The sequence below is a fragment of the Bradyrhizobium sp. LA2.1 genome (assembly GCF_040547725.1).
Lineage (GTDB): Bacteria > Pseudomonadota > Alphaproteobacteria > Rhizobiales > Xanthobacteraceae > Bradyrhizobium > Bradyrhizobium barranii.
Genome location: NZ_JBEPQI010000024.1, coordinates 91,087 through 112,944, shown reverse-complemented (window position 1 = coordinate 112,944; position 21,858 = coordinate 91,087). Strand labels below are relative to the sequence as shown.

The following is a 21,858-nucleotide window of genomic DNA, read 5'->3' as shown; positions in this document are numbered from 1 at the left end:
CGTGGACCTCTGTAGTCTGATCGATCGCAACGCGGCGTTCGCGCCAGACAAGACGGCGATCGCCTTCGAGGGTGAGCGGCTGAGCTACGCCGCACTCGCCGCGCGCATCGAGCGGACCGCCACGGCGTTGAAGCAGGAGCTCGGCGTCGGCCGAGGCGACCGCGTCGCAATCCTGAGCCTGAACCGGCCGGACTATCTGGTTCTGCTCTACGCATGCGCGCGACTTGGTGCGATGCTGGTGCCGCTGAACTGGCGGCTGGCGGTTGCCGAGCAGCGCTTCATTCTCACCGATGCGGGCGCAAAGGTCCTGGTACTCGAGCAGGCATTTGCGGGAGTTCTCCCGGAGCTTGCGCCGGGGACGGCCGTCATCGGCCTCGATTTCGCGCCGCCGCGGGGCGTGACATTCGAAGACCTGCTGGCTCGCAGCGAAGGCACCGGCCGCAATCCGCACACTGATCTCTCCTGCCCGCTGCTCGTCGTCTACACGTCTGGAACGACGGGACGGCCGAAGGGCGCTGTTCTGCGGCAAGAAGCCTTGTTCTGGAACGGCGTCATGAGCCAGCACATGCACAACATGACGTCGGATGATCACGTGCTGACGGTGCTGCCGTTCTTCCATGTCGGCGGCCTCAACATCCAGACCACGCCGGCGCTGCAGCTTGGCGCGACCGTCACGATCCACGCCCGCTTCACGCCGGATACTGCGCTCGCGGCCATTGAACGGGAAAGACCGACCCTGACGGTGATGGTGCCTGCAATCCTCCAGGCCGTGAGCGAGCATCCCGCCTGGACAACGACCGATCTCTCGTCGCTCAAAGCCGTCTCGACCGGCTCGACCATCGTGCCACCGCACCTGATCGACCGCTTCGTGGCGCGCGATGTTCCGGTGCTTCAGGTCTATGGATCGACGGAAACTTGCCCCATCGCAGTCTACACCCGGCTTGGCGGCGATCTTTCGCGCGCGGGATCGACTGGACTTGCCGGCCTGTGCTGCGAAGCGAAGGTGATCGATCAGGCCGGCAATGAGGTCCCTGCGGGTACGCCGGGCGAAATCGCCGTACGCGGGCCCAACGTGTTCTTCGAATATTGGGGCAATGCGGATGCCACGCGCGATGCGCTGCACGACGGTTGGTATCGCACCGGCGATATCGGCCTGTGCGATGCCGACGGCTATTTCTGGGTCCGGGACCGCAAGAAGAATGTGATCATTTCCGGCGGCGAGAACGTCTATCCGGCCGAGGTCGAGCGCGTCCTGCTCGAACATCCCGATGTCAGCGAATGCGCCGTGATCGGCCGGCCGGACCCGCGCTGGGACGAGGTGCCGATCGCCTATGTCATCGGGCGGTCCGGCTGCCGGCTCGAAGCGGAGGAATTGAGAGCGCATCTTCAGACGCAGCTCGCCCGTTACAAGGTTCCGCGCGACATCGTCTTCGTCGACGACCTGCCGCGCACGGCACTGGGCAAGGTCCAGCATTTCCTGCTGAAGCAGCTTGATGCGCAGTCGCGCGCGCAAGGAGAAGCATCTTGAAGATTGCAGTTCTGGGTGGGGGAAACGGCTCTTTCGCGGCCGCGGGCGATTTTGCGCTGTCGGGGCATGAGGTCCGGCTCTGGCGCCGCGACACCGATCAGGTGACGGCGCATCGCGCGGCCGGCTCGCGCATCCTGGTGAAGGATCATAATGGCCGGCACGATGTGAAGCTCGCGCTGGTGACGACCGACATCGCCGAAGCAATTGATGGCACCGAGCTGATTCTGTGCCCCGCCCCTGCCTTCGCGCAGCCGGACATTGCTCGTTTGCTCGCTCCGCATTTGCGGGACGGCCAGGTCGTGTTCCTGCCGCCCGCCACATTCGGCTCGATGATCTTCGCCCAAGCCGCGCGGGATGCCGGAAACCACGCCAAGGCGAGCTTTGCCGAGACCGGCACGCTGCCTTGGCTGACCCGCAAGCACGGGCCGTTCGAGGTCGCGATTACCATCCGTGCCAAGCGGCTGCCGGTCGGCGTGTTTCCGCTCGATCGGGCCGCGCATGCAATCGAAGTGATCGGACGCGCTTTCCCTGATGCGATCGAGCCCTGCGGCGATGCGCTCTCCGGCGCGCTGATGAATGCTGGGTCCATCATTCACCCGCCGCTGATCGTAATGAACGCCGGCCCGATCGAGCATTTCGAACGATGGGACATCCACAAGGAAGGAACGCAAGCCGCGATCCGCCGCGTGACCGACGCGCTCGACGCAGAACGGATCGCTGTGCGCGAAGCGCTTGGCTATGGCGCACCGCATTTTCCGCTGACCCACCACTACGCCAAAGAAGGCGAGATCTGGATGTATGGCCGTGGCTCGCACGACCGGCTGACCGATTCCGGCGACTGGCGTGAGAGGATCGTGCTGACCGAGCACCGCTATATGCGTGAGGATCTGCGGCTTGGGCTGTCGCTGCTGGTCTCCGTCGCCGGCATCGCGGGTGTATCCACGCCGCTGGCCAGAGCATTCCTCTCCATCGGCGGCGCTGTGTGCGGTGAGGATTTTGCGCAAGGCGGCCGAACGCTCGAGACGCTCGGACTAGGCAATCTCGGCAAGGCCGAACTACAGACGATTCTCCGTACGGGGTTTTAACCGATGACCGGTCGCGCCAATATCGCCTGTCTGGGAGCCGGCCGCATGGGACGCGGCATCGCCGTCGCGTTCGCCTATGCGGGTCATGCGGTCACGATGATCGACATCAAGGCCCGTTCCGCGGAGGACTTCGCCAGGCTGGAGGCGGACTCGCTGGGCGAGGTCAGCAAGACCATTGCCAGCCTGTCGAAGCTCGGTCTGCTGACGGAGGCGGACGTTGCTCCGCTCATCGCACGGGTTTCGGTGGTGCCGGCCAGCCGAAGCAGCGCAGCGCTGGCCGAAGCCGGGATGGTCTTCGAGGGCGTTCCCGAGGTCGTCGAGCTCAAGCGCGAGGTGCTGGGGGCGGCCTCAAAGCAAGTCGGCCCGGATACGATCATCGCTTCGACCACGTCGACCATCCTCGTCGACGATCTCGCTGGGGCGATCGTGAACCCTCGGCGCTTCCTCAATGTGCACTGGCTCAATCCGGCCTATCTAATCCCGCTGGTCGAGGTTTCGCCCGGCAAAGCCACTGACCCCGCCATCATCGATGAGGTCAAGGCGCTGCTCGAAGCCATCGGAAAGGTCCCCGTGGTGTGCGCGGGGACGCCTGGCTTCATCGTCCCGCGCATCCAGGCGCTGGCGATGAACGAGGCCGCACGCATGGTCGAGGAAGGCGTCGCCAGCGCCGAGGAGATCGACAAAGCGATCCGTTACGGCTTTGGCTTCCGCTATGCCGTGCTCGGACTGCTCGAGTTCATCGACTGGGGCGGCGGCGACATCTTGTACTACGCCAGCCGGTACCTCGAAGGCGCGCTCGGCAGCGACCGCTATCGCGCCCCGGACGTCATTTCCCGCAATATGCATGAAGGCCGCATCGGCTTGCGAACGGGTGCCGGCTTCCTCGATTATTCAGGCATGGACGTCGATGCCTATCGTGTGAAGCGGCTTCAGGCCATGGTCGACCTGCTCCGGCATTTCGGCCTCGCGCGCCCGCCGGTCCTCGACCGCAGCTAGCCGAAGACGTCCTGCAGCACGCCTTCGCGAACGACCGCGACGCCATCGAGTTCGATCGTCGTTCCCATCATCGGCAAATCAAAGTGGCCCGCCGTGTAGCGGCCGGCAAATTCGTTCGCGCCGGTCGAGAACAGGAAATTGCCGGAGACGGCACGAATTTCAGTGCCGTTGGTGTCGCGCTGGTCATACATCGAGAGGGCTTCGTAGCGGGCCCCCGGGTTCATGCCGAAACCGACATGCGAGACCGCATAGGCCTCGCGATCACCCCACGCTGCGAGATAGGCGCGCATCATCGCCGCATCCGTGCCCTCGCCCTCCAGCTCGACAACATAATCGTTCTTCAGCGTCATTTTCACCGGGGACGCCAGGTAGCGCTTGAAGGTCAGATTGATGTCACCGGGGGCCATCACCAACGTCCCGTTGATCGTTCCGCTCTTGGGAAAGCTAACCACAATGCCACCCGGCCAGTGCGCCAGCGTGCCCGGCTTGTCGGTCCAGCCCCACACGCCGACCGTGGACGCACCGACCATGTCAACGTCGAGCGCCGTGCCGGCTTTCGATGTCACGCGCATCCGCTTCGTCCCACGCAACAACTTCGCCGCCGCGCGAACGCGCTTCTCGAGCGCGGGATCCGGCACCATCCGCTCCAGCGCTTCCGGGTGTTCGTTGGAGATCACCAATATCCGTGCACCGGCCTTGAGGATCTCCGGCGTCTCCACCGCGTGCATCAAGCCCTCGATGGTGCAATCCACCACAAAGCCGGCCTGCTGGAGTGCGGTGATGACCGGACCAAGCCGCTGGATTGCCTCGCTTGCCCCGGTCGAGCGAACCGGCACGATATTCCGGTTACGCGGCGTCGGCATCACCACATGAAACGGCCGCGCGCCCATCCGCAGCAGGGCGAGCTCCGCCAAATGAACGTTCAGCGCGCGCGATTGAGTTTCCGAGAGGATCGCCGCGGTATCGCCGGCCCTGACGGCGCAGCGCTCAAAGATCTCGCAAAACGCGTCGATCCATTTTGCCTCGATGCGATCCGCCAGCATGGTTCACTCCCGGTCTTCTGGTTTCTTTGTTCAGTCAGATCACGCTTCGGGGAAGCCCCGCAAGAGATACGATCGCAGGGCACCCAGCAAGCCGTTCAGGATCAACCCCAGCAGCGAAATCGTGATCAGCGGCACGAACATGTCGACGGCCTGAAAAGTTCGGGCCGCCGTCACCAGCACGTGCCCCAACCCGTCCGTCGACGTGATCATCTCGGCCAGAAACACCACGATGCAGGAAATGACAAGGCCGATCCGGCAGCCGGTCAGGATCGATGGCATCGCCGCCGGCAAGACCACCTTGAACAAGATTTCATAGCGCGGCGTTCCCGCTGCCATCGCCGACCAGATCAGTTTCTGCTCGACGGTCGACGCGCCGTAATAGGTGGACAACAGAATGGGAAAAAGCGCATCCGCAGCCACCAGCGTGATCTTCGATCCGTGACCGAAGCCGAGCAGAAGCAGCAGCGCCGGATAGAGTGCGACTTTAGGCAACGGCGCCAATACGCGCACGATTGGCCGAACCACGGCATTGATCGCTGGATTGGCGGCCGCGGCGATGCCGATACTTACACCGAGCACGACCGCAATCGCAAAGCCGGCAAACAGCCGGATCAGGGTCGCCGCGATCTCCTGCTGAAACGTCCACGTCACGAGTTGCTGGAGCAACCTGCTGAAGACGTATCCCGGGGGCGGCAGCAAGACCGCAGGCGCAAAGCCGAACGATACGAGGCCTTGCCAAACCGCGATCACCAGCACAATCGGCGCGAGCCCGAGAACGACGTTTGCTGAGGTAAGACGCGATGTCATGAGAAGCTCAGCGGCATGTCGAACTGAGGCTCGGACCAGCGCACCAGCCGTGCGCGGACCCGCTCGAAAATCGCATCGAGGCAAATTCCCATCGCCCCCACGATGATGATCATCGCGAAGACGGTGTCGTATTGGCCCATGTCCAAAGCGTTGAACAGAATGTTGCCGGCGCCGGACTGGCGGGCGATCATCTCGCTGGTGATCATCGTGATCAGCGCCAGCACCAGACCTGTGCGACATCCGGTCAGTATCTCCGGCAATGCCGCCGGCAGCACGATCCGCACCAGCCGTTGCAGCGGTGACAGTCCCATCGCTGCGCCTGACCACAGCATCTTCTCTTCGACGGCTTGGGCGCCCTCAAAGCTGTGATAGATCACGGGGAGGCTGACGCCGAGGAAGATCACAAGCGTCTTCGTGATGTCCCCGACGCCCAGCCAAAGCATGATGATCGGCATCAGCGCCGCTTTCGGCACCGGATAGATCACCATCAGAAGCGGGTTGAAGAAGGCCGCGACGGCGCGGCTACGCCCCATCAACAGACCCAGCGGGATCGAAACCAGCACGGCTACACTGAACCCGATCGCCATGCGGCGAAGCGAGGCCAGGATATTGATCAGCGACTCCTTGTCGCCAAGGATGTCCGGGATCGCGCGGATCGCCTCGATCGCCGTCGGAAAGCTGTCGTTCTTCAGCGCGAGCGACGCGACCTGCCACACTGCCAGCAGCCCGATACAAGCGAACACCGGGGCGGCGCGTCTGGAGGCTGCAGCCAGCGATGTCATGACGGCGATCCAGTCTCGTCGACCTCGTCGAACATGCGCTCGATGTCGACGACGTATTTCTGGTAGCGCGGATCGAGCAACAGCTCGTTGCGGCGACGCGGCCGAGGCAGATTGATGTCGATCACCTGCCGAATGCGGCCGGGAGATTTCGACATCATCACGACCTTGTCCGACAGGAAGACGGCCTCGTCGACCGAATGGGTCACGAACAGCACCGTCTTGCGGTCACGCTCCCAGATGTTCAGGAGATCATTCTGGAGGCGTGTACGGGTGTGCGCGTCGAGCGCGCCGAACGGCTCGTCCATCAGCAGAACTTCAGGGTGGTAAGCCAATGTCCGGGCCAGCGCGACGCGCTGCTTCATGCCACCCGAGAGCTCCTTGGGATAAAAGTTCTCATAGCCTTTGAGGCCGACCATCTCGATCAAGGCCCGGCTCTGTGCTCCGGCCTCGGCGGCACGCACACCTTGCTGGCGCGGGCCATACATCACATTGCCCAGCACCGTCTTCCAGGGAAACAGAGCGAACTCCTGAAACACCGGTCCGCGATCCGGACCCGGCCCGGTGATCGTCTGTCCCTTCATCCTCGCCACACCGCTGGTCGGGCTGACGAAGCCGCCGACGATATAAAGAAGTGTCGACTTGCCGCAACCGGACGGACCAAGGATGGAGACGAAGGCTCCTTCCTCGATCGTCAGTGAGATGTCCGATAGCGCCAGATGATCCTTGCGCGCCGAGGTCTGGAAAACCTGGGAGACGCGGTCGATCTCGATGATCGCAGAAGCCGGCCTTTGTGGCGTGACCGGATTCACCCATTCGCTCGATCTCGAAGGCACTACCCTCATTCCGTCTCTCACTTGATTCACGCGCGAATGTCACGCAACCGATCCGCTGATGTCCTCCATCAGCAGCTCAAGCTTAGCAAGAAACTTGCCAGACAGGCGGTCATTCTCGCGCGGGAGCGGCGCATCATTCGAACCAAGGCCATTCTGCAGGGCCCTCATGTGTCACGGCTCCGCCCGGCGCCTGTCCGACCAGCCGCGCATACTTTGCGAGCGCACCTGCACGGTGACGGGGCGGCCTCGGCTTCCAATCGCGTCGGCGCGCCGTGAGTTCCTGGTCGTCGACCAGCATATCCATCCGCCGGTTTGCGGCATCGATCCGGATCCTGTCGCCGTCGCGAACAAGCGCCAACGGACCGCCGACAAACGCTTCGGGGGACACGTAGCCGATGCACATGCCGCGAGTAGCGCCGGAGAACCGTCCATCGGTGATCAGGGCCACTTTCTCGCCCATACCCTGGCCGTAGATCAGCGCGGTAACGCCGAGCATCTCGCGCATGCCCGGGCCGCCGACTGGCCCTTCATTGCGGATCACCAGCACCTCGCCCGCCGTGTAGGCGCGGTCACGGACCGCTTTGACACATGCCTCCTCATCTTCGAAGACGCGCGCAACGCCCTCGAAGTGCTGACTCTTCAAACCTGCGACCTTGATCACCGCACCGTCTGGACAGAGATTGCCCTTCAGAACCGCCACGCCACCATCAGGCATGATCGGCGCACGAGACGCGTAAACGACTTCACCATCGGGAGCGTTGGCCGCGCCATATTCTTCGGCGAGCGTGCGCCCCGTGATGGACAAGCAGCTCCCATCGATGTGCCCGCTCTGGATCAACTCGCGGATCACGACGGCAGCGCCGCCGATGTCGTAGACATCCTTCGCAGTGTACTTACCGCCCGGCCGCAAGTTTCCAATCAGCGGCGTCCTGGCAAAGACCTTGCCGACGTCATCAATCGTGAATGCGATCCCGGCCTCATTCGCGATCGCCGGCAGATGCAGCGCGGCGTTGGTCGAGCCGCCCGTGGCGGCAACAATCGCCGCACCGTTCTCGAGGGATTTCCGAGTCACGAGGTCCCGCGGCAGCGGGCCGCCACGTTCCAGCATCTCCATCACCAGTCGCCCGGCGCGGCGCGAGATCTGTGCACGTTCGGCATAGACACCGGGCACCATCGAGACGTTGGGAATGGTCAGCCCCATCGCCTCCGACACCATCCCCATCGTGTTCGCGGTAAACTGGCCTGCGCACGCGCCGATGGTCGGCAGGCAGGCGCGCTCGATCCGCTCGAGCGTGGCACCGTCGATCTCTCCGGTCATGAAGCTGCCGACAGCCTCATAGGAGTCGAGCACCGTGAGAGTCCGCCCATCCACCCGGCCCGGCAGCGAGCTGCCGCCGTAGATGAAAATGGACGGTACGTTGCAACGAACCATGCCCATCATCACGCCGGGAAGCGTCTTGTCGCATCCGCCGTACCCGATCAGCGCGTCATAGGCGAGACCATGAACGACGGCTTCGATCGAATCGGCAATCAGCTCGCGCGAAAAGAGAGAAAACTTCATTCCCTCGTGATTCATGCTGATGCCGTCGGAGACTGACACGGTGGAGAATTCGCGCGGCGTGCCGCCCGCCTCCTCGATTCCCGTCTTGGCCGCGGCCACCTGGAAGTCGTGGGTCATATTGCAGGGCGTCTGCTCGCCCTTCATGCTGACGACGCCCACCATCGGCTTGGCGATCGCGGCGTCGTCGAGCCCCATTGCGCGCATGAAAGCGCGGTGCGGGGCCCGGTCGAGGCCGTCGGTCGTGACCCGTGATCGCAATTTCTTCATGCGCGCATCTTTTTCATGCAACGTCCGGGATGATCCGGGACGCCGCGCCCCCCTTGTTCGGACAATTCGCCCGTTGCCTATTCCAGCGGCGCGACGATCGTCGCGTGCTTGAACTGCATGGCATCCAGCTTCGGCAGCATTCCGGTCTCCGCGTAGATGTCCAGCATCTTCTGGATCGCGGGGAAGTTCGGCGCCGCACCCGGATCGCGGCCGAAATCGTTGTCCTTGAGCAGATAGGTCTCGAGCACCGGAATAGGCGCCTTCAGAACCTCATTCACGACCTTTAGCGTCTCTTCGCGGTTGGCCAGCGCTTTCTTCATACCTGAGGTAATGTCACGCACGTAGGCCTTCACCAAGTCGGGGTTCTTGTCGACGAAATCCGCGCGGCAGGCTTCCAGGATGTGTACGATGTTCGGCATCGCCTGCGACAATGAGAACAGCTTTCTTGTGCCACCCTTCGCCTCCGCACGTGCGGCAAAGGGCTGGTTCATGTTGACCGCGTCGACACGGCCCTGGCGCAGCGCATCTTCGGAGACGGCAAAGCCGACCTCGACCAGCTTGATGTCCTTGGCCGGATCGACGCCATTCTGCTTGAGCAACAGGTTGAAGGGGCCTTGCGTGCCGCCGCCGATCACGGAAATGCCGACCGTCTTGCCCTTGAGATCGGCGATCGTCTTGATCGGCGAGTCATCCATCACCGCCCAATAGACCGAGAAACCGCCGGGCTTCTCGAAGACGTGCTGCGCCACGATGTAGGCCTTGAGATTGCCACCGACCACACCGTTGGCCAGCGACAGCGGCGCTTGCGTCGCGCAATCCAGCGCGCCGGCCGCCAATGCCTGCGTCATCGGCGCGGTGCCCTGAAATTGGGTCCATTCGATGTTGTAGGCCTTGCCGATATTGGGAAACTCAGCCGGCCTGCGCATCATCCAGTACTTGGATTCCTCGGCCGGGATGGTCCAGCCGACGCGAATGGTCTGCTGTGCCCATGACGGGGCTGCCCCCGCGCTCGCAGCCGCGGCCGCTCCCAAAGCCAGGATCCACTTCGAAACGGTTCGCATCGTGCCCACTCCGCTGCTCCGGCGCCGACCGGCGCCGCCCAACCCGACCACTCAAATGTTTCATGGTTCAAACAATCAGGCAAGCCATGCGAGCCGGACGGTTTCGCTGTCCGACCTGCAATGTATGGTAAGGCGGCGTTTACGCTGCGACAGACGGAGGCAACCTATGGCTGATGCGAGCAAGACAAACCCGCAAGGCGTCGAGAGGCTCGGCTATCTCGGCCTTGGGCTGATGGGAACGCCGATGACCCGGCGCCTGCTCGAAGCCGGCCATCAGGTCGCTGTCTGGAATCGTTCGGAGGGCAAGGTCGCTCCGCTCGTCGCGGCCGGCGCCAGGCGCGCAGCCACACCCCGCGACATGATGGCGAACGCGGATATCGTCTTCATGTGCGTGACCGATGCCGCCGCCGTCGAAGAAGTGATCTTCGGGCCCGACGGTCTTGCAGCGGCTTCCGGCGCAGGCAAGCTCGTCGTCGACTTCTCGTCGATCCATCCCGACGCCGCGCGCGATCTTGCAGCGCGGCTGAAAGACGCGAATGGCGCGGGCTGGATAGATGCGCCGGTGTCCGGCGGCACCAAGGGCGCAGAGGAAGGCTCGCTCGCCATCATGGCCGGCGGAGAAGCTGCGGACATCGAGCGGGCACGGCCCTATGTGCTGCACATGGCACGCAGGTTCACCCACATGGGCCCGATCGGGGCTGGCCAAACCACAAAACTCTGCAACCAGGTGATCGTCGGATGCGCGATGGCCGTTCTGGCGGAAGCAACGCGCCTTGCCTCGAATGCAGGGATTGACGCAGGCCGGCTGCCCGAGGCGCTCGCCGGCGGCTTTGCGGATTCCATCCCGCTTCAGCTCTTCGTGCCGCGCATGGTCCAGGGCATCCACTCGCCGCCGCTTGGCCATATCGCGACAATGCTCAAGGATCTCGACACGGTCGCCGATGTCGCCCAGGCGACGTCAACGCCGGTGCCGATGGCGACCCTCGCGGGACAGATATTCAGGCTGGCCAAGGCTGCACGCGGCGCCGACGCGGACGCTTTGGAAATCTACAAGCTCTCGGCCACAGACCGCTGAGCCGACGAGCGTCCTTATCGCCTTATGGCGACTTCTTGCGTTCATCATCCGCCAGGAACCGGCCATACCCCCCGCGCGCAAACAGCAGGGGCTCCTTGGCACTGTAGGCATAGGCCTCGACCGCGCCGAGAAAGATCACGTGGTCACCCCCATAATAGCGATTGACCGATCGGCATTGAAAGTTGGCGACACTCTCGGCAAGCACCGGCGCGTTCCCGAGGCCCGGGGTCCAGTCGACCCCGGCGAACTTGTCCTCGGACGATTTTGCAAATTTGTTCGCAAGCGTTTGCTGCGACGTGCCGAGTATGTGAACGGCGAAATGGCTGGCGTTCTGAAACACGGGGAGGCTTGAGGAATAGAATCCGAGGCTCCAGAGGACCAGAGGGGGATTCAGGGAGACTGACGCGAACGAATTGCAGGTGATGCCATAGGGCTTTCCATCAGCGGCCATGGCCGTGATGATCGTTACGCCCGTTCCGTATGTGCCAAGCGCGTTGCGAAAATCACGAGGATCGATCGGCGAGCTGTCGCTGGCGAGTTCGTTGGCTGGATCGGAAATGGCCGGCTGCTTCGGCAGATCATTCATCGGCCGGCCTCACAGCGTGAGATTCTCGGACGGCAGGCCCAGAGCCACCCGTCCGTAATTGGTTCCGGCCGCATCGAAGTTGAACGCAAGATGCGAGTTGATCGCGTGCGCATCGCGGAACTGCCGCTGCAACACGCCCGTCGTGAACAGACCGCGCGCTCCGCTCGCCGCAAACAGCATCGAGACCGCGTCGGTGCACAGATTCACGGAAAATGCGCCATCGCGACGATATCTGGTCTTGGTCGCCATATCAGGAATACGGCCGCGCCTTGCATCTTCCATTGCATTGACGCAGGCCGAACGCATGATCAGGCGCGCAGCGTCGATCTTGGCCGAAGCTTCCGCGATCTTGATCTGCGTGCTTTGAAAGTCGCTGAGCTTGGCACGGTTGTAGGTCGAGATGCGATGACGCGCGACCTCCGCATAATCGTCGAGACATACTTGAGCGTTCCCCAGCGCGACGCCAGAGAGGACGTAAGGAAAAAGCGAGAACACAGGTAGCGAATACAGCGGATTGGGATTGACCTTGCTTCCCGGCGTCGGGCCGCCAGCAAGATCACCAACCGCGACCGTCATATGGTCGGCCACGAAAGTGTCCCTGACTTCGACGTCGCAGGAGCCGGTACCGCGCAGTCCCGTAACATTCCAGGTGTCGAGCACCTTGTAGTCGACTTTCGGCAACAGGAAGATTCGATACTCGATCCCGTCCGCTTCGTCGTCAGAATAGACAACGCTTGCAAGCATGTTCCATTCGCAGGAGGCAACGCCCGAGGAGAACGGCCAGCTCCCGTGCAACCTGTAACCGCCCTCGACCCTCGTGGCACGTCCGGCAGGAAAAATGAACGAGGACGCAATCAGCGCGTCCGGATCGCGGTCCCAGACCAGATCCTGCGCCTTTTGCGCGAACATGCCGAGCATCCAATGATGGCTCGCCAGGTTCGCGAGATTCCACGCCACTGACGCATCCGCCATTCCCAGCAGTTCGGCGCAGTCGACAAGAGCGACATAGTCAAGCTCGGCACCGCCGATGCGCTTCGGCTGCAGCATGCGGAACAGGCCAGCGTCGTGGAGATCCTTCTCGGTTTCCGTCGGAAGATGCCGCAGTTCCTCCGTGCGGGCAGCCCGCTCTCGCAGCCGCGGCACGAGCGCCCGGGTCCTCGCGATCATGGCCGCATAGGCGCGTTCGCCGGCTTCCTGCCCCGTCGGCTCGCCCATGCTCGGCTCTTGACCAGGCGCCATTCGAGTCCCTCGCTTTCACATAGTTATGCGGCGGGAACTTCGCCAAATCAAGCTGGGCAGCGTTTACGTTGCGTGGTCGCCCCGCACCCCGGCTGTTCACAGGAATGCGATGTCGCCTATACCGTCTTCTCAAAGCAGCTATCCGCAAGCTTAGCGATGCCTGGCTCCATGGAGCTGACCGCTCAGGCTTAGCCTGATGTCGATGGCTTGCCTGATCCAAAGACGCCCTTCTGAGTGAACTCCGAAATCCGGCGCTCGTCGTAACCGAGCGTATCACGCAGGACGTCTTCGGTATGCTCGCCTAACAGGGGCGCAGCGACGGGATCAATCGCTCCCGTCAGGCTCATATTGATCGGAGGTTCGATATTGGGGACCCACTCTGCAGTACGGTGCGGAATCCTGTTCAGGCGATGGCGCTCGCGGGCCTCGGGCGCATTGAACCCCTCCTCGACCGTTCGGAGATAGCCGACCGGGATATTGGCCAGCTTCATCTTCGCCATCCAGTTCTCGAGGGTATCGCTCGCAAAGACCTCTGCGATGGCTGCCCGCAGGAGCTCCTTGTTCTCAGAGCGCGCTTTGCGCGACGCGAACTGCGGATCAGTGATCAAATCGGGCCGGTTCAGCACCTCGACCACCAGCCGGCGATAGAGCCGGTCGTTGGCGCAGGCCATGTAAATCGGCCCATCGGAAGCTTCATAGACACCAACAGTGGGGGACCCGTTCGGCGAATTGCCGAACCGGCCAGGGTTTTCGCCGTTGATCAGATAGGCCATGCCGTAGAAGCCGGTCATGCCCATGGCGACGTCGAACAGGGCGACCTCGACATGCTGCCCACGGCCGAGCCGATCGCGCGCCAACAGCGCCAGCAGGATGGCGTTGCAGGCGGACATCCCCGTCGCCATGTCCACGATCGGCGGGCCGGTACGAACCGCAGGCCCATCGGCGAACCCATTGAGGGACATGAAGCCGCTTTCCGCCTGCGTGATGGGATCGAAGCCGGGCCGCGCGGCAAATGGTCCTGAGCGTCCGTAAGCCGAGATCGAGCAATAGACCAGCCGCGGGTTGAGCGGCGCGACCGCCTCGTAGTCGAGGCCGAACTTCTTCATGACCCCGCTCGAAAAATTCTCCACGACCACATCCGCCTTCCGGATCAGGTCCAGTGCGATCTCGCGAGCCTGCGGCATGGTCAGGTCGAGCGCGATGCCGCGCTTGTTGCGGTTCAGGCTCAGATAGGCGGCGCTTTCTCCGCCGATTTCGGCGTGTTCGTAGGCCCGCGTATCGTCGCCACCATCCGGATTCTCGATCTTGATGACGCGTGCACCGAAATCGGCAAGCGTCTGCGTGCAGGCCGGCCCCGCCACGACCCGCGTAAAATCGACGACCAACAGACCGTCGAGCGCGGTAGGCGCGCCCGTCGCCCGCGACGAACGTTCCGGTAATTGAGGCTTGGTGGGCATCGACGGCGCTCCCTTACATCGGCTTATGGTTGCCGAATTTCCTGCAAGAGCAAACTTAAAGCCCGGCACCACCAACTTCGCAAGTGCTTCACCCGCATCGCTTCAATACGCAAAAAGGGCCCGACAGCCATCGAGCTGCCGGGCCTCCGAACATTTTGGGAGTGCGAGCTATGCTGTGTCTCGCATTGGCCATCCTACGCCGAGAAAAGTACGTTCCGCATTACGGGAAACCCTGCTCAGCGAAGCCACTTCCGCCAATAGAGCGTGTGCGCCGAGGCCTCGGGCACCTCTGGCTCGAAGAGCCGATAGCCCGCCTGGATGAAGTTGTCCGTCGTATTCAAGACAATGACATCCCTTTCGATACGCGGCCCCCTGAAGTCCCCGCTCCCAATGCCGTCGCAGCACGCCGACCCTCGAGAAGTAGCGCCGTTTCGAATGTGCGTCGACGGTATGACGCCGGCAAATGCGACCGCCTCATCGCCATGTTAGGCAAGCCACCACGCTCCCAACTCGAATTGCGGCATGGCCGCCGCGTCGAAGAACGTCGACCGATGCAGATCAGCCAACGTATCGACGAGGTCGTCATCGGATGCATCAACGATGCGAATTTTGTACGGCCCGTTTGCGGGAAATAGCGTGCGTGCAAGTGCAGCGATGTCGGCACCGTGGGAGCTCACTTGCCCAGCACGACCCTAACGCCTAGCAAAACGGCCCCCATCAGTCCGGTCGCGATCACCGTGATAACGGCCTTGAAGGTGTAGCTCTGCGCCTGCTCCACGCTCTTTCGCCACCTCCGCACGTGTTGGAGATCAGCCCTTAGCTCCTTCCGGTCGTCATGTTCGATTCCGAAGGAAGTTAGCACCGATGCGACGGCCTTCAGTACGAAGGCATCGATGCTCTCCTGTTGCACCCTGTGTTGCTCGGCCAGTGTCTCAGCCACGATCGCCCTGATTTCATCATCTGGTTGATGATCCTTGCAACGTTCTCGAAACCACGCTTGGCGAAGTAGAAGGATACAATCAGTCTCGGTCAGCATCCGCGCCTTAGACGTCTTCCGTCGCGCGGGCGGGCGGCCCGGCTCGCTCGCGAGCTCGTCTTCGATCTCATCGTTCAAGAAAACGTCTCCCACAACACGATTGCAACCAAGCCCGCGAGTGCGAGCGATATCAGTTAGGCGGTCATCGTCTCTCCACGAAAAAGAAAAAAGGCGGCAGATCGCGTGACCAAGCGCGATCGTTTCGGGCGCGAACCCTATGTCCTGAGCCCCGAGACCGCGCCGGCGCGGGCAACGGACCCGGCGCCGCGCCGGTCGGCGTTCCTTGAACGTGGTCTAGCGAGTGCGTGGCCGGATGCGCGGCCACCGTCCGATCTCAAAATCGAGACGAAAAACCCGCGGCGGGTGCTTCCGGCGCGGGTGAACCAAACTCGTCTCGATGATGTCATTTGCCAGTGTTTCGACATGTCAAACATCCCTCGTTCGACCACACCGTGCCGGAACTTACCCGAAGAGCGTCGCGTTCATTCCTTTAGTCAAAGGAACGTGCATGCGATGAGCCACACTGTACTGGTTGTTGACGACGATCCCGGCGTCCTCGACGTCATCGTGGGCATGTTGGAAGATCTCGGCTGCGAGGTGACAAGCGCCGAAAGCGGCCCAGATGCGCTCGATCAGCTCGGGCAGAACGAGAACATCTCCATCCTTATCACGGACATCAATATGCCGGGCATGGATGGTCACGAACTGGCCGAACTGGCGAAGCTGCTACGCCCGGGATTGAAGATCCTGCAATTATCGGGGCGCGAGCCGCGGCGCGGAGGCCTGCCAATGATCCGGAAGCCGTTTTCGTTCTAGGAGCTCGCCGACACCATGCGGCGAACCACCGGCGTTTGCTGAACGCAGATCCAAAAGAAAACCCGCGGCGGGGGCTCCCGCGCGGGTCGAACCAAACTCATGTCGATGATGCCATTCTGCCGGTGTTTTGCCCGACGTGTCAACGCGGCGAACGCGGAAGAAGGAGCCCTCCCTCCCACTTTGATATGTGGTGCGCAAGAGACTTGCTTCAAGCCCCCCGCCCTGCCGTAGACCCCCCGACCCAATGAACATCCAAAGCAGGGGGTCCACATGCCTGTATTGCTTCCGTCGTCCCGGCCGCGCGGCCGTTCCGAGCGGGCCGGCGCCAGCCGCGCGAGTCACCATGCCGTGGTGATCGCCGGCGGCGGCCCGACCGGTTTGATGCTGGCCGCCGAGCTGGCGCTCGCCGATGTCGACGTCGCCGTGGTCGAGCGGCGCCCGGATCAGGAGCTCGTCGGTACGCGGGCCGGCGGATTGCACGCGCGTACCATCGAGATCCTCGATCAGCGCGGCGTCGCGGAGCGCTTCCTGCGCGAGGGGCAAGTCACCCAGCTCGCAGGCTTCGCCTGGACCAGGCTCGACATCGGCGATCTCCCCACCCGGCACGCTTATGGCCTCGCGCTGCGGCAGAGCCACATCGAGCGCATCCTGGCCGACTGGGTCGAGGAGCTCGCGGTGCCGATCTATCGAAACTCCGAGGTGACGGGCTTTGTTCAGGACGCGACCGGCATCGACGTTGCGCTCTCCGGCGGCAAGACATTGCGCGCAAACTATCTCGTCGGCTGCGACGGCGGTCGCAGCCTGGTGCGCAAGCGGGCCGGCATCGATTTCGCCGGCTCCGATCCAACGCTCAGCAATCTCATGGCCGAAGTCGAGATGCGGGACGAGCCGGTATGGGGCCTCCGCCACGACGCCATCGGCTTTCATGGCCTCAGCAAAGCGGAGAGCGGTCGCGTGCTGGTCGTCGTGACGGAAGCGACGCTCGACCAGACCGGCGAACCCGGACTGCGCGATCTCAGCGATGCGCTCGTCGCAGTATACGGCACCGATTTCGGGGTCCAAAACCCCGCCTGGATCTCCCGCTTCACCGATGCGGCGCGACAGGCCGTGTCCTATCGCCGGGAGCGAGTGCTGCTCGCCGGCGATGCCGCGCATATCCATCACTCCGTCGGCGGGCAAGGCCTCAACACCGGCGTGCAGGACGCGGTCAATCTCGGCTGGAAGCTGGCGCAGGTGGTCAGGGGCATTGCGCCCGACGGCCTGCTCGACACCTACCACGCCGAACGTCATCCCGTAGCCGCACGCGTCTTGCGCAACACGATGGCGCAAATCGCCATGCTCCGCCGCGGCGAGACCGGCCTCAAGGCAGCGCGCGATGTGGTGTCCGACCTGCTCGCCATGGAGGAGCCGCGCAAACGTTTTGGCGCGATGATGAGCGGACTCGATATCCGCTATGATCTCGGCGAAGGACACGAGCTGCTCGGGCGCCGGATGCCCGATCTCGACCTGATCGTCGAGGGCCATCCGCAGAGATTGTTCACGCTGCTGCACGGAGCGCAGGCCCTGCTGATCAATTTCGGCAATACCGGCGGCTTCGACATAGTATCCAGGGCTGATCGCATCAGAGTCATCAACGCCAGCCACGACGGCGCGTGGGAGCTCCCCGCCATCGGGCAGGTCGCCGCGCCCGAAGCGGTGCTGGTTCGGCCAGACGGGCACGTGGCGTGGGTCGGAGATGAAAGCCAGCGAGGACTTGAGGACGCGCTGATCATCTGGTTTGGATCGGCTGCCGCGGCGTAGCGCATGAGCGCCTCACCTAGAAACAAACAGAGCCCGCGGCATTCCGCAGGCTTGATCGACATCAAGTTTTTGAAACCCGTGGTTGATGCGGCCTCTACCAGTTGGTGCTCATGTATTCTCCTGCAAACGCAGCCAAAGCTCTTCGTCGAAATCGCCCGTCGCGCCGAAGCTTCCAAGAACGCTTAGCCACAGCCGCCGGCAACGTAGCCGAGGCCGAAGCACCCCCGACCTTCATTACCGGCCGAAACGACGAAGCCCGCCGCGGAGGTCCGGGCGAGCGCAATTCGGCATTCAATGTGATCGTGCAGGTCATTTTGCATATTCCAGCGCTAGGCGTTTGCCTGGATCCCATCGCACTTCGTGTTGCACGAGCGTTCAGGACAAACGAAAAAGCCCCGGCGATGCCGGGGCTTTGACGTCTGAAGTTGAGTTCAGATCAGTACTTCGCGACGACCGGACCGGTCCAATTGAAGCGGTAGACCAGCGAGGTCGAGATCGTCTGATTCCAGCTGTTGGCACGGATGCTGTTGGCCAGCGGAACGTTGCCAACGTCGAGCAGTTCGGTCTGGGTCTTTTGGTCGTAGAAGGCCGAACGATACTCGGTCTTCATGAACCAGCCCGGCGAGCTGATGCCGAAGAAGTTCAGGCTGTTCTCGACGCCGCCACCGATGAACCAACCGTTGCGGTTGTAGCTGTTGAGGTGGGCACCGACGGGAACGCCGGCGAGGTCCGTGAAGTTGGTCTGGCCGAAGTGGGCGCCCGAGTAACCGCCGTTGACGTAGGTGAGAACGTTCGGAGCGGCCAGCCAGCCGAGGCGCACACCAGCGGCCCAGGAGGTTTCCAGCTTCTGGTTGCCCGTGATATTGTTGAGCGGATCCTGGATGGTGGCGCGGATGCTGCCGAACTGACCGTCGGCGAAGACGCCAGCGACCCAGGTGCCGCTGAACTGCCAGTCGTAACCGGCGCCCACGGTGCCGAACCAGCCCGAGCCGCCCTGGCGCTGGGTGATCGTCAGCGGCGTACCGGAAACCGTATCCACAACGCTCTGGTCAGCATTCGAGAGGCCGCCACCGCCACCGCCGAAAATGTAGAAGCCGGTCCAGTTGGCGACCGGCGCCGGCATCGGAGCCTTCACGTAAGGACGGGCAGCCAGGTCAGCGGCCGAGGCTGAACCGGTCATCGCCACAACCGCGGCGAGAGCGAGCAAAGTCTTTTTCATTGTCAAAATTACCCCAAGTGGAAGCGTCGTCGATGTCTGTGAGGTAATCTAGACGTATTGCTCGATAATGCTGTAGCTGGAAGGCCACAGTGACGGACAAACGCTCTGGAAATGCTGGCTGGCAACGAAGAAGATATAGCCAATTTAGTCCGCGACAATCCAGCGGCTATCGCCATCTATCTATCTGATAATTTTGAAGAAAACGAGATACTAAAGGCTAAGACGGCGCTCAGCCTCGTCACGCGAGCTCATAACGTACAGATCCTGGCACGGGACGCGGGCCTTCGACGCGACACCCTCTATAGGACGTTTGGCGGTCGAATCGACCCGCAGCTCAGCCGGGTTCTTAGGCTGCTCGAAGCGCTGAACGTAAAGGCCCGGGTTACGCCTGCGTCCAGGATCGCCAGCCCGAGCGCGATCGCTACACGGCTCAGTCAAGCCTTCGCTTTCGACGATCCGACTGACACCATCCGGGAGCTGAGCACCGTCGTCAAATCGCAGAACGTCACCTCGCTCGCGCGCGAACTCGGCATTATGCGGACGACGGTTTACAAGACGTTCGGAGGAACCGTCGATCCGCCGCTAAGCCGGGTCCTAAGTCTCTTTGAGACTTTCCGGGTCAGGCTGGAGGTCGTGCCGTCGACTGAGCCCAAGGCCAGGCCACCCCGTCCGAAGCTTGGTCGACCGCGAAAGACCCTGGTTGAGCGGCCTTAGAGTTTCTCAAGTTGAGCCCCGTCCCGGCACCTATATGCGGCCTCGTACGGGAAACTCTTTCAAGCCAGAAAACCCGCTGGCCTCGCATGATGTGCAGGACCGCGTCCTGCGACCAGTGCGGCGGCGGGCGAGTACCTCACGGTAGTGATCCGCGAGCTTAGCAATGTCGAGCCAGACTGGGCGGCTTGTATAACCCTTCGACACCTCGCCAGCCTCGAAAGCGAAGCCCTTGAGATCGACTTCGCTCCCCCCTCTTTCCAAATAGGTGGTACTTTCCGAATGGGTGGAAAGCGTCAGCCCGTGCATTTCGGAATCCCTGCCCTGCGCTAGCTCCCCGGGACGTTGAGCCCGCTCGCTGATTCGTCATTGCGTAACCCAGAAGTTTCGCGGCTGCGGCCCGAGCAGCTCACGAGCGAACAAGCCATGGCGAAGGCTAAGGAGTTTGCCAGAGAGGCGCTGCTGCGTAAGTCAGCGACGCGCCTTCGACCACCGTAATTCCGCGGTTCTGGAACATGGCCGAGAGATCGGCTTCGGTCGCCTTCCCCGTCGCCAAAAGCTGATCCGTCTTGAAGTCGTCGACCACGAAGCTTTTGCCGGCTGCCCGGCAGATGAGGTTGTTCTTCATGCAGTAGACCGCCCCGGGGATCTTCGAGACGCTCACCGCCGCCGCGGTCATGGCGGCGGCGGCGGTCGCGTAGCGGGCGCGGAATTGCGGATCAAGCAGCACTTGGGCGCTTTCCTGTCGGCCGGACAAGACCAACCGCAGCGCCAACGCGACAACCACCATCACTCGCGATCGGTTTAGGCCGATCGCCGCGGCTATTGGCGAAGCGGCGATCCGCGCCAAGGTCGCGCCGAGACCGATCGCGAGCGCGATCGTAAGGTCGAACTCAGCATTCCCGAAGACGCCATCGCCGAGCCATTGCGTGAGGCAGGAGGCCAGCGCAACAGCGGAATGCAGCGCCGTAAAGCGCGCGGCGTAGCTGGCCCGGTCGAACCACGCCCACGACCCCCACAGGATCGCCGCGAGTGCCAGCCATTGCAGATGCCCCAACTGGCTCACCAGATGCCCCACCGAATAGGCGCGAGCAGTGAGCAGATTGGCGAAGAACTGAGGTCCGAAGACAGCGCCGCAGAGGGCGAGCCCCGCCGCTGCCGCCCCGCCACTGATCAGCACGGGCCGTGCAGCAGAGCGCCAGTCGCGCAGGCATAGCCACAGAACGGCCGCCGCCGGGATCGCGATGATGTTGTGTTTCCAGAAGCCTGCCAGAACCATCAGCAACAGCGGCGGAAGCGCTGATCGGCCAGCCTTTTCTCGGGCGAGGAACCACACCAGGGCAGCGCCCATGATCGCCTGCCCCGCAATCTGCGGGTCGTTCGCTCCAACATAGAGTGCGGCATTGTGCGCCATCAGAGCGACGAACCACATCCCGCCGACGACGCCGGCAGAGAACGACCCGGCCAAGATCCTTACGGCCAGCGTGATCTCCACGGCCAGCGCTAGCAGCCCAACGAACGAGAGCACCCGTCCGACATAGAGATTGTCACCGAACAGCTTGCCGAGCTCGCCGATGACTAAGAAGGAAAGCGGAGGGTAGTTGTTAACGACGAGCTGATCGCTGCCTGGATAGAGAGGCAGCCCAGCGGCCGCGATATCCTGATGGAACGCGTTCCACGACTCGGTGAACCAAATCTCGATCGGGAATTGAGCCCGCCAGACCGGCCAAACCAAAAAATACGACGCGAGCATCGCAAGGATGCCCACGCACCAAAAGCGCGTGTGACTATGCATTTCTCAGCCCCGCCGGACGCTACTCAACCGGCGCGCGAACTGCAAGTCCTTCAATTTAACACGGGAGTTTAGATCCTGCGTCGGAAGCGAGCACCCTCTGGTCGTATCGGCAAGCTGTCGCGCGAGAGCAGAGATTAGCCCGCAAAATAGAGGTTCAGCGG

20 protein-coding genes are annotated in these 21,858 nt (G+C 62.8%); 7 read left to right on the top strand and 13 right to left on the bottom strand.

What is annotated here, in order from left to right:
* Position 1 precedes the first annotated feature (1 nt).
* The 3 genes from ABIB95_RS35520 to ABIB95_RS35510 are packed head-to-tail and all read left to right on the top strand — an operon-like array spanning position 2 to position 3,609.
* Positions 2 to 1,528: a class I adenylate-forming enzyme family protein gene (locus ABIB95_RS35520; protein WP_354246524.1), complete on the top strand. Its 1,527-nt coding sequence runs from the start codon at positions 2 to 4 to the stop codon at positions 1,526 to 1,528.
* A complete protein-coding gene (locus tag ABIB95_RS35515; protein WP_354246521.1) occupies positions 1,525 to 2,613 on the top strand; it encodes an NAD/NADP-dependent octopine/nopaline dehydrogenase family protein in 1,089 nt (362 codons plus the stop codon). Before ABIB95_RS35520 ends, ABIB95_RS35515 begins: the two co-directional genes overlap by 4 nt.
* Positions 2,614 to 2,616: 3 nt before the next feature.
* On the top strand, positions 2,617 to 3,609 hold the full coding sequence (locus ABIB95_RS35510) for a 3-hydroxybutyryl-CoA dehydrogenase (protein WP_354246519.1): 993 nt from the start codon (positions 2,617 to 2,619) through the stop codon (positions 3,607 to 3,609).
* On the opposite strand, the gene ABIB95_RS35505 is transcribed toward ABIB95_RS35510, so the two are convergent.
* From ABIB95_RS35505 to ABIB95_RS35480, 6 genes are all read right to left on the bottom strand, one after another.
* On the bottom strand, positions 3,606 to 4,652 hold the full coding sequence (locus ABIB95_RS35505; RefSeq protein WP_354246517.1) for a 2,5-dihydroxypyridine 5,6-dioxygenase NicX family protein: 1,047 nt from the start codon (positions 4,650 to 4,652) through the stop codon (positions 3,606 to 3,608). The genes ABIB95_RS35510 and ABIB95_RS35505 overlap by 4 nt on opposite strands.
* Before the next feature lie 39 nt (positions 4,653 to 4,691).
* The gene (locus tag ABIB95_RS35500) at positions 4,692 to 5,459 is read right to left on the bottom strand and encodes an ABC transporter permease (protein WP_354246515.1); all 768 of its coding nucleotides are present in this window, start codon (positions 5,457 to 5,459) and stop codon (positions 4,692 to 4,694) included.
* The gene (locus ABIB95_RS35495; protein WP_071911826.1) at positions 5,456 to 6,241 is read right to left on the bottom strand and encodes an ABC transporter permease; all 786 of its coding nucleotides are present in this window, start codon (positions 6,239 to 6,241) and stop codon (positions 5,456 to 5,458) included. Before ABIB95_RS35495 ends, ABIB95_RS35500 begins: the two co-directional genes overlap by 4 nt.
* Positions 6,238 to 7,083, bottom strand: coding sequence for an ABC transporter ATP-binding protein (locus ABIB95_RS35490; RefSeq protein ID WP_354246512.1), 846 nt, complete (start codon positions 7,081 to 7,083; stop codon positions 6,238 to 6,240). The genes ABIB95_RS35495 and ABIB95_RS35490 overlap by 4 nt, the downstream gene beginning before the upstream one ends.
* A gap of 124 nt (positions 7,084 to 7,207) precedes the next feature.
* Positions 7,208 to 8,902 carry a dihydroxy-acid dehydratase gene (gene ilvD, locus ABIB95_RS35485; RefSeq protein WP_354246509.1) on the bottom strand — a complete coding sequence of 565 codons (1,695 nt, stop codon included), beginning with the start codon at positions 8,900 to 8,902 and terminating at the stop codon, positions 7,208 to 7,210.
* Between the two features lie 77 nt (positions 8,903 to 8,979).
* Positions 8,980 to 9,963, bottom strand: a complete 984-nt coding sequence (locus tag ABIB95_RS35480) for an ABC transporter substrate-binding protein (protein WP_085405924.1) — start codon at positions 9,961 to 9,963, stop codon at positions 8,980 to 8,982.
* A 166-nt stretch (positions 9,964 to 10,129) separates the two neighbouring features.
* Here ABIB95_RS35480 and ABIB95_RS35475 point away from each other — a divergent pair, with 166 nt between their 5' ends.
* Positions 10,130 to 11,038 carry an NAD(P)-dependent oxidoreductase gene (locus tag ABIB95_RS35475; protein WP_354246506.1) on the top strand — a complete coding sequence of 303 codons (909 nt, stop codon included), beginning with the start codon at positions 10,130 to 10,132 and terminating at the stop codon, positions 11,036 to 11,038.
* 22 nt (positions 11,039 to 11,060) lie between these two features.
* Here the strand turns inward: ABIB95_RS35475 and ABIB95_RS35470 are convergent, their stop codons facing one another.
* The 5 genes from ABIB95_RS35470 to ABIB95_RS35450 all read right to left on the bottom strand — a co-directional run bounded on the left by ABIB95_RS35470 (position 11,061) and on the right by ABIB95_RS35450 (position 15,335).
* Complete coding sequence (locus ABIB95_RS35470) at positions 11,061 to 11,624, bottom strand: flavin reductase family protein (RefSeq protein ID WP_014493742.1); 564 nt, start codon at positions 11,622 to 11,624, stop codon at positions 11,061 to 11,063.
* Between the two features lie 9 nt (positions 11,625 to 11,633).
* Positions 11,634 to 12,839, bottom strand: a complete 1,206-nt coding sequence (locus ABIB95_RS35465) for an acyl-CoA dehydrogenase family protein (RefSeq protein ID WP_354246503.1) — start codon at positions 12,837 to 12,839, stop codon at positions 11,634 to 11,636.
* A 212-nt stretch (positions 12,840 to 13,051) separates the two neighbouring features.
* Positions 13,052 to 14,320, bottom strand: a complete 1,269-nt coding sequence (locus ABIB95_RS35460) for a CaiB/BaiF CoA transferase family protein (protein ID WP_354246500.1) — start codon at positions 14,318 to 14,320, stop codon at positions 13,052 to 13,054.
* A 485-nt stretch (positions 14,321 to 14,805) separates the two neighbouring features.
* Positions 14,806 to 14,997, bottom strand: a complete 192-nt coding sequence (locus tag ABIB95_RS35455) for a hypothetical protein (RefSeq protein ID WP_354246498.1) — start codon at positions 14,995 to 14,997, stop codon at positions 14,806 to 14,808.
* Positions 14,994 to 15,335 carry a hypothetical protein gene (locus ABIB95_RS35450; RefSeq protein ID WP_063986218.1) on the bottom strand — a complete coding sequence of 114 codons (342 nt, stop codon included), beginning with the start codon at positions 15,333 to 15,335 and terminating at the stop codon, positions 14,994 to 14,996. Before ABIB95_RS35450 ends, ABIB95_RS35455 begins: the two co-directional genes overlap by 4 nt.
* Before the next feature lie 204 nt (positions 15,336 to 15,539).
* Here ABIB95_RS35450 and ABIB95_RS35445 point away from each other — a divergent pair, with 204 nt between their 5' ends.
* Together ABIB95_RS35445 and ABIB95_RS35440 are read left to right on the top strand one after the other, a co-directional pair.
* The gene (locus ABIB95_RS35445; RefSeq protein ID WP_354246497.1) at positions 15,540 to 16,172 is read left to right on the top strand and encodes a response regulator; all 633 of its coding nucleotides are present in this window, start codon (positions 15,540 to 15,542) and stop codon (positions 16,170 to 16,172) included.
* Positions 16,173 to 16,442: 270 nt separating this feature from the next.
* Positions 16,443 to 17,972 (top strand): FAD-dependent monooxygenase, encoded by a 1,530-nt coding sequence (locus ABIB95_RS35440; protein WP_354246494.1) that lies wholly within the window; start codon positions 16,443 to 16,445, stop codon positions 17,970 to 17,972.
* A gap of 436 nt (positions 17,973 to 18,408) precedes the next feature.
* On the opposite strand, the gene ABIB95_RS35435 is transcribed toward ABIB95_RS35440, so the two are convergent.
* Positions 18,409 to 19,191 (bottom strand): outer membrane protein, encoded by a 783-nt coding sequence (locus tag ABIB95_RS35435; protein WP_166343066.1) that lies wholly within the window; start codon positions 19,189 to 19,191, stop codon positions 18,409 to 18,411.
* Positions 19,192 to 19,302: 111 nt separating this feature from the next.
* Between ABIB95_RS35435 and ABIB95_RS35430 the strand changes: the two genes are divergently transcribed.
* On the top strand, positions 19,303 to 19,905 hold the full coding sequence (locus ABIB95_RS35430; protein ID WP_354246490.1) for a helix-turn-helix domain-containing transcriptional regulator: 603 nt from the start codon (positions 19,303 to 19,305) through the stop codon (positions 19,903 to 19,905).
* Positions 19,906 to 20,338: 433 nt separating this feature from the next.
* On the opposite strand, the gene ABIB95_RS35425 is transcribed toward ABIB95_RS35430, so the two are convergent.
* On the bottom strand, positions 20,339 to 21,697 hold the full coding sequence (locus ABIB95_RS35425) for a hypothetical protein (protein ID WP_354246487.1): 1,359 nt from the start codon (positions 21,695 to 21,697) through the stop codon (positions 20,339 to 20,341).
* Positions 21,698 to 21,858 lie beyond the last annotated feature (161 nt).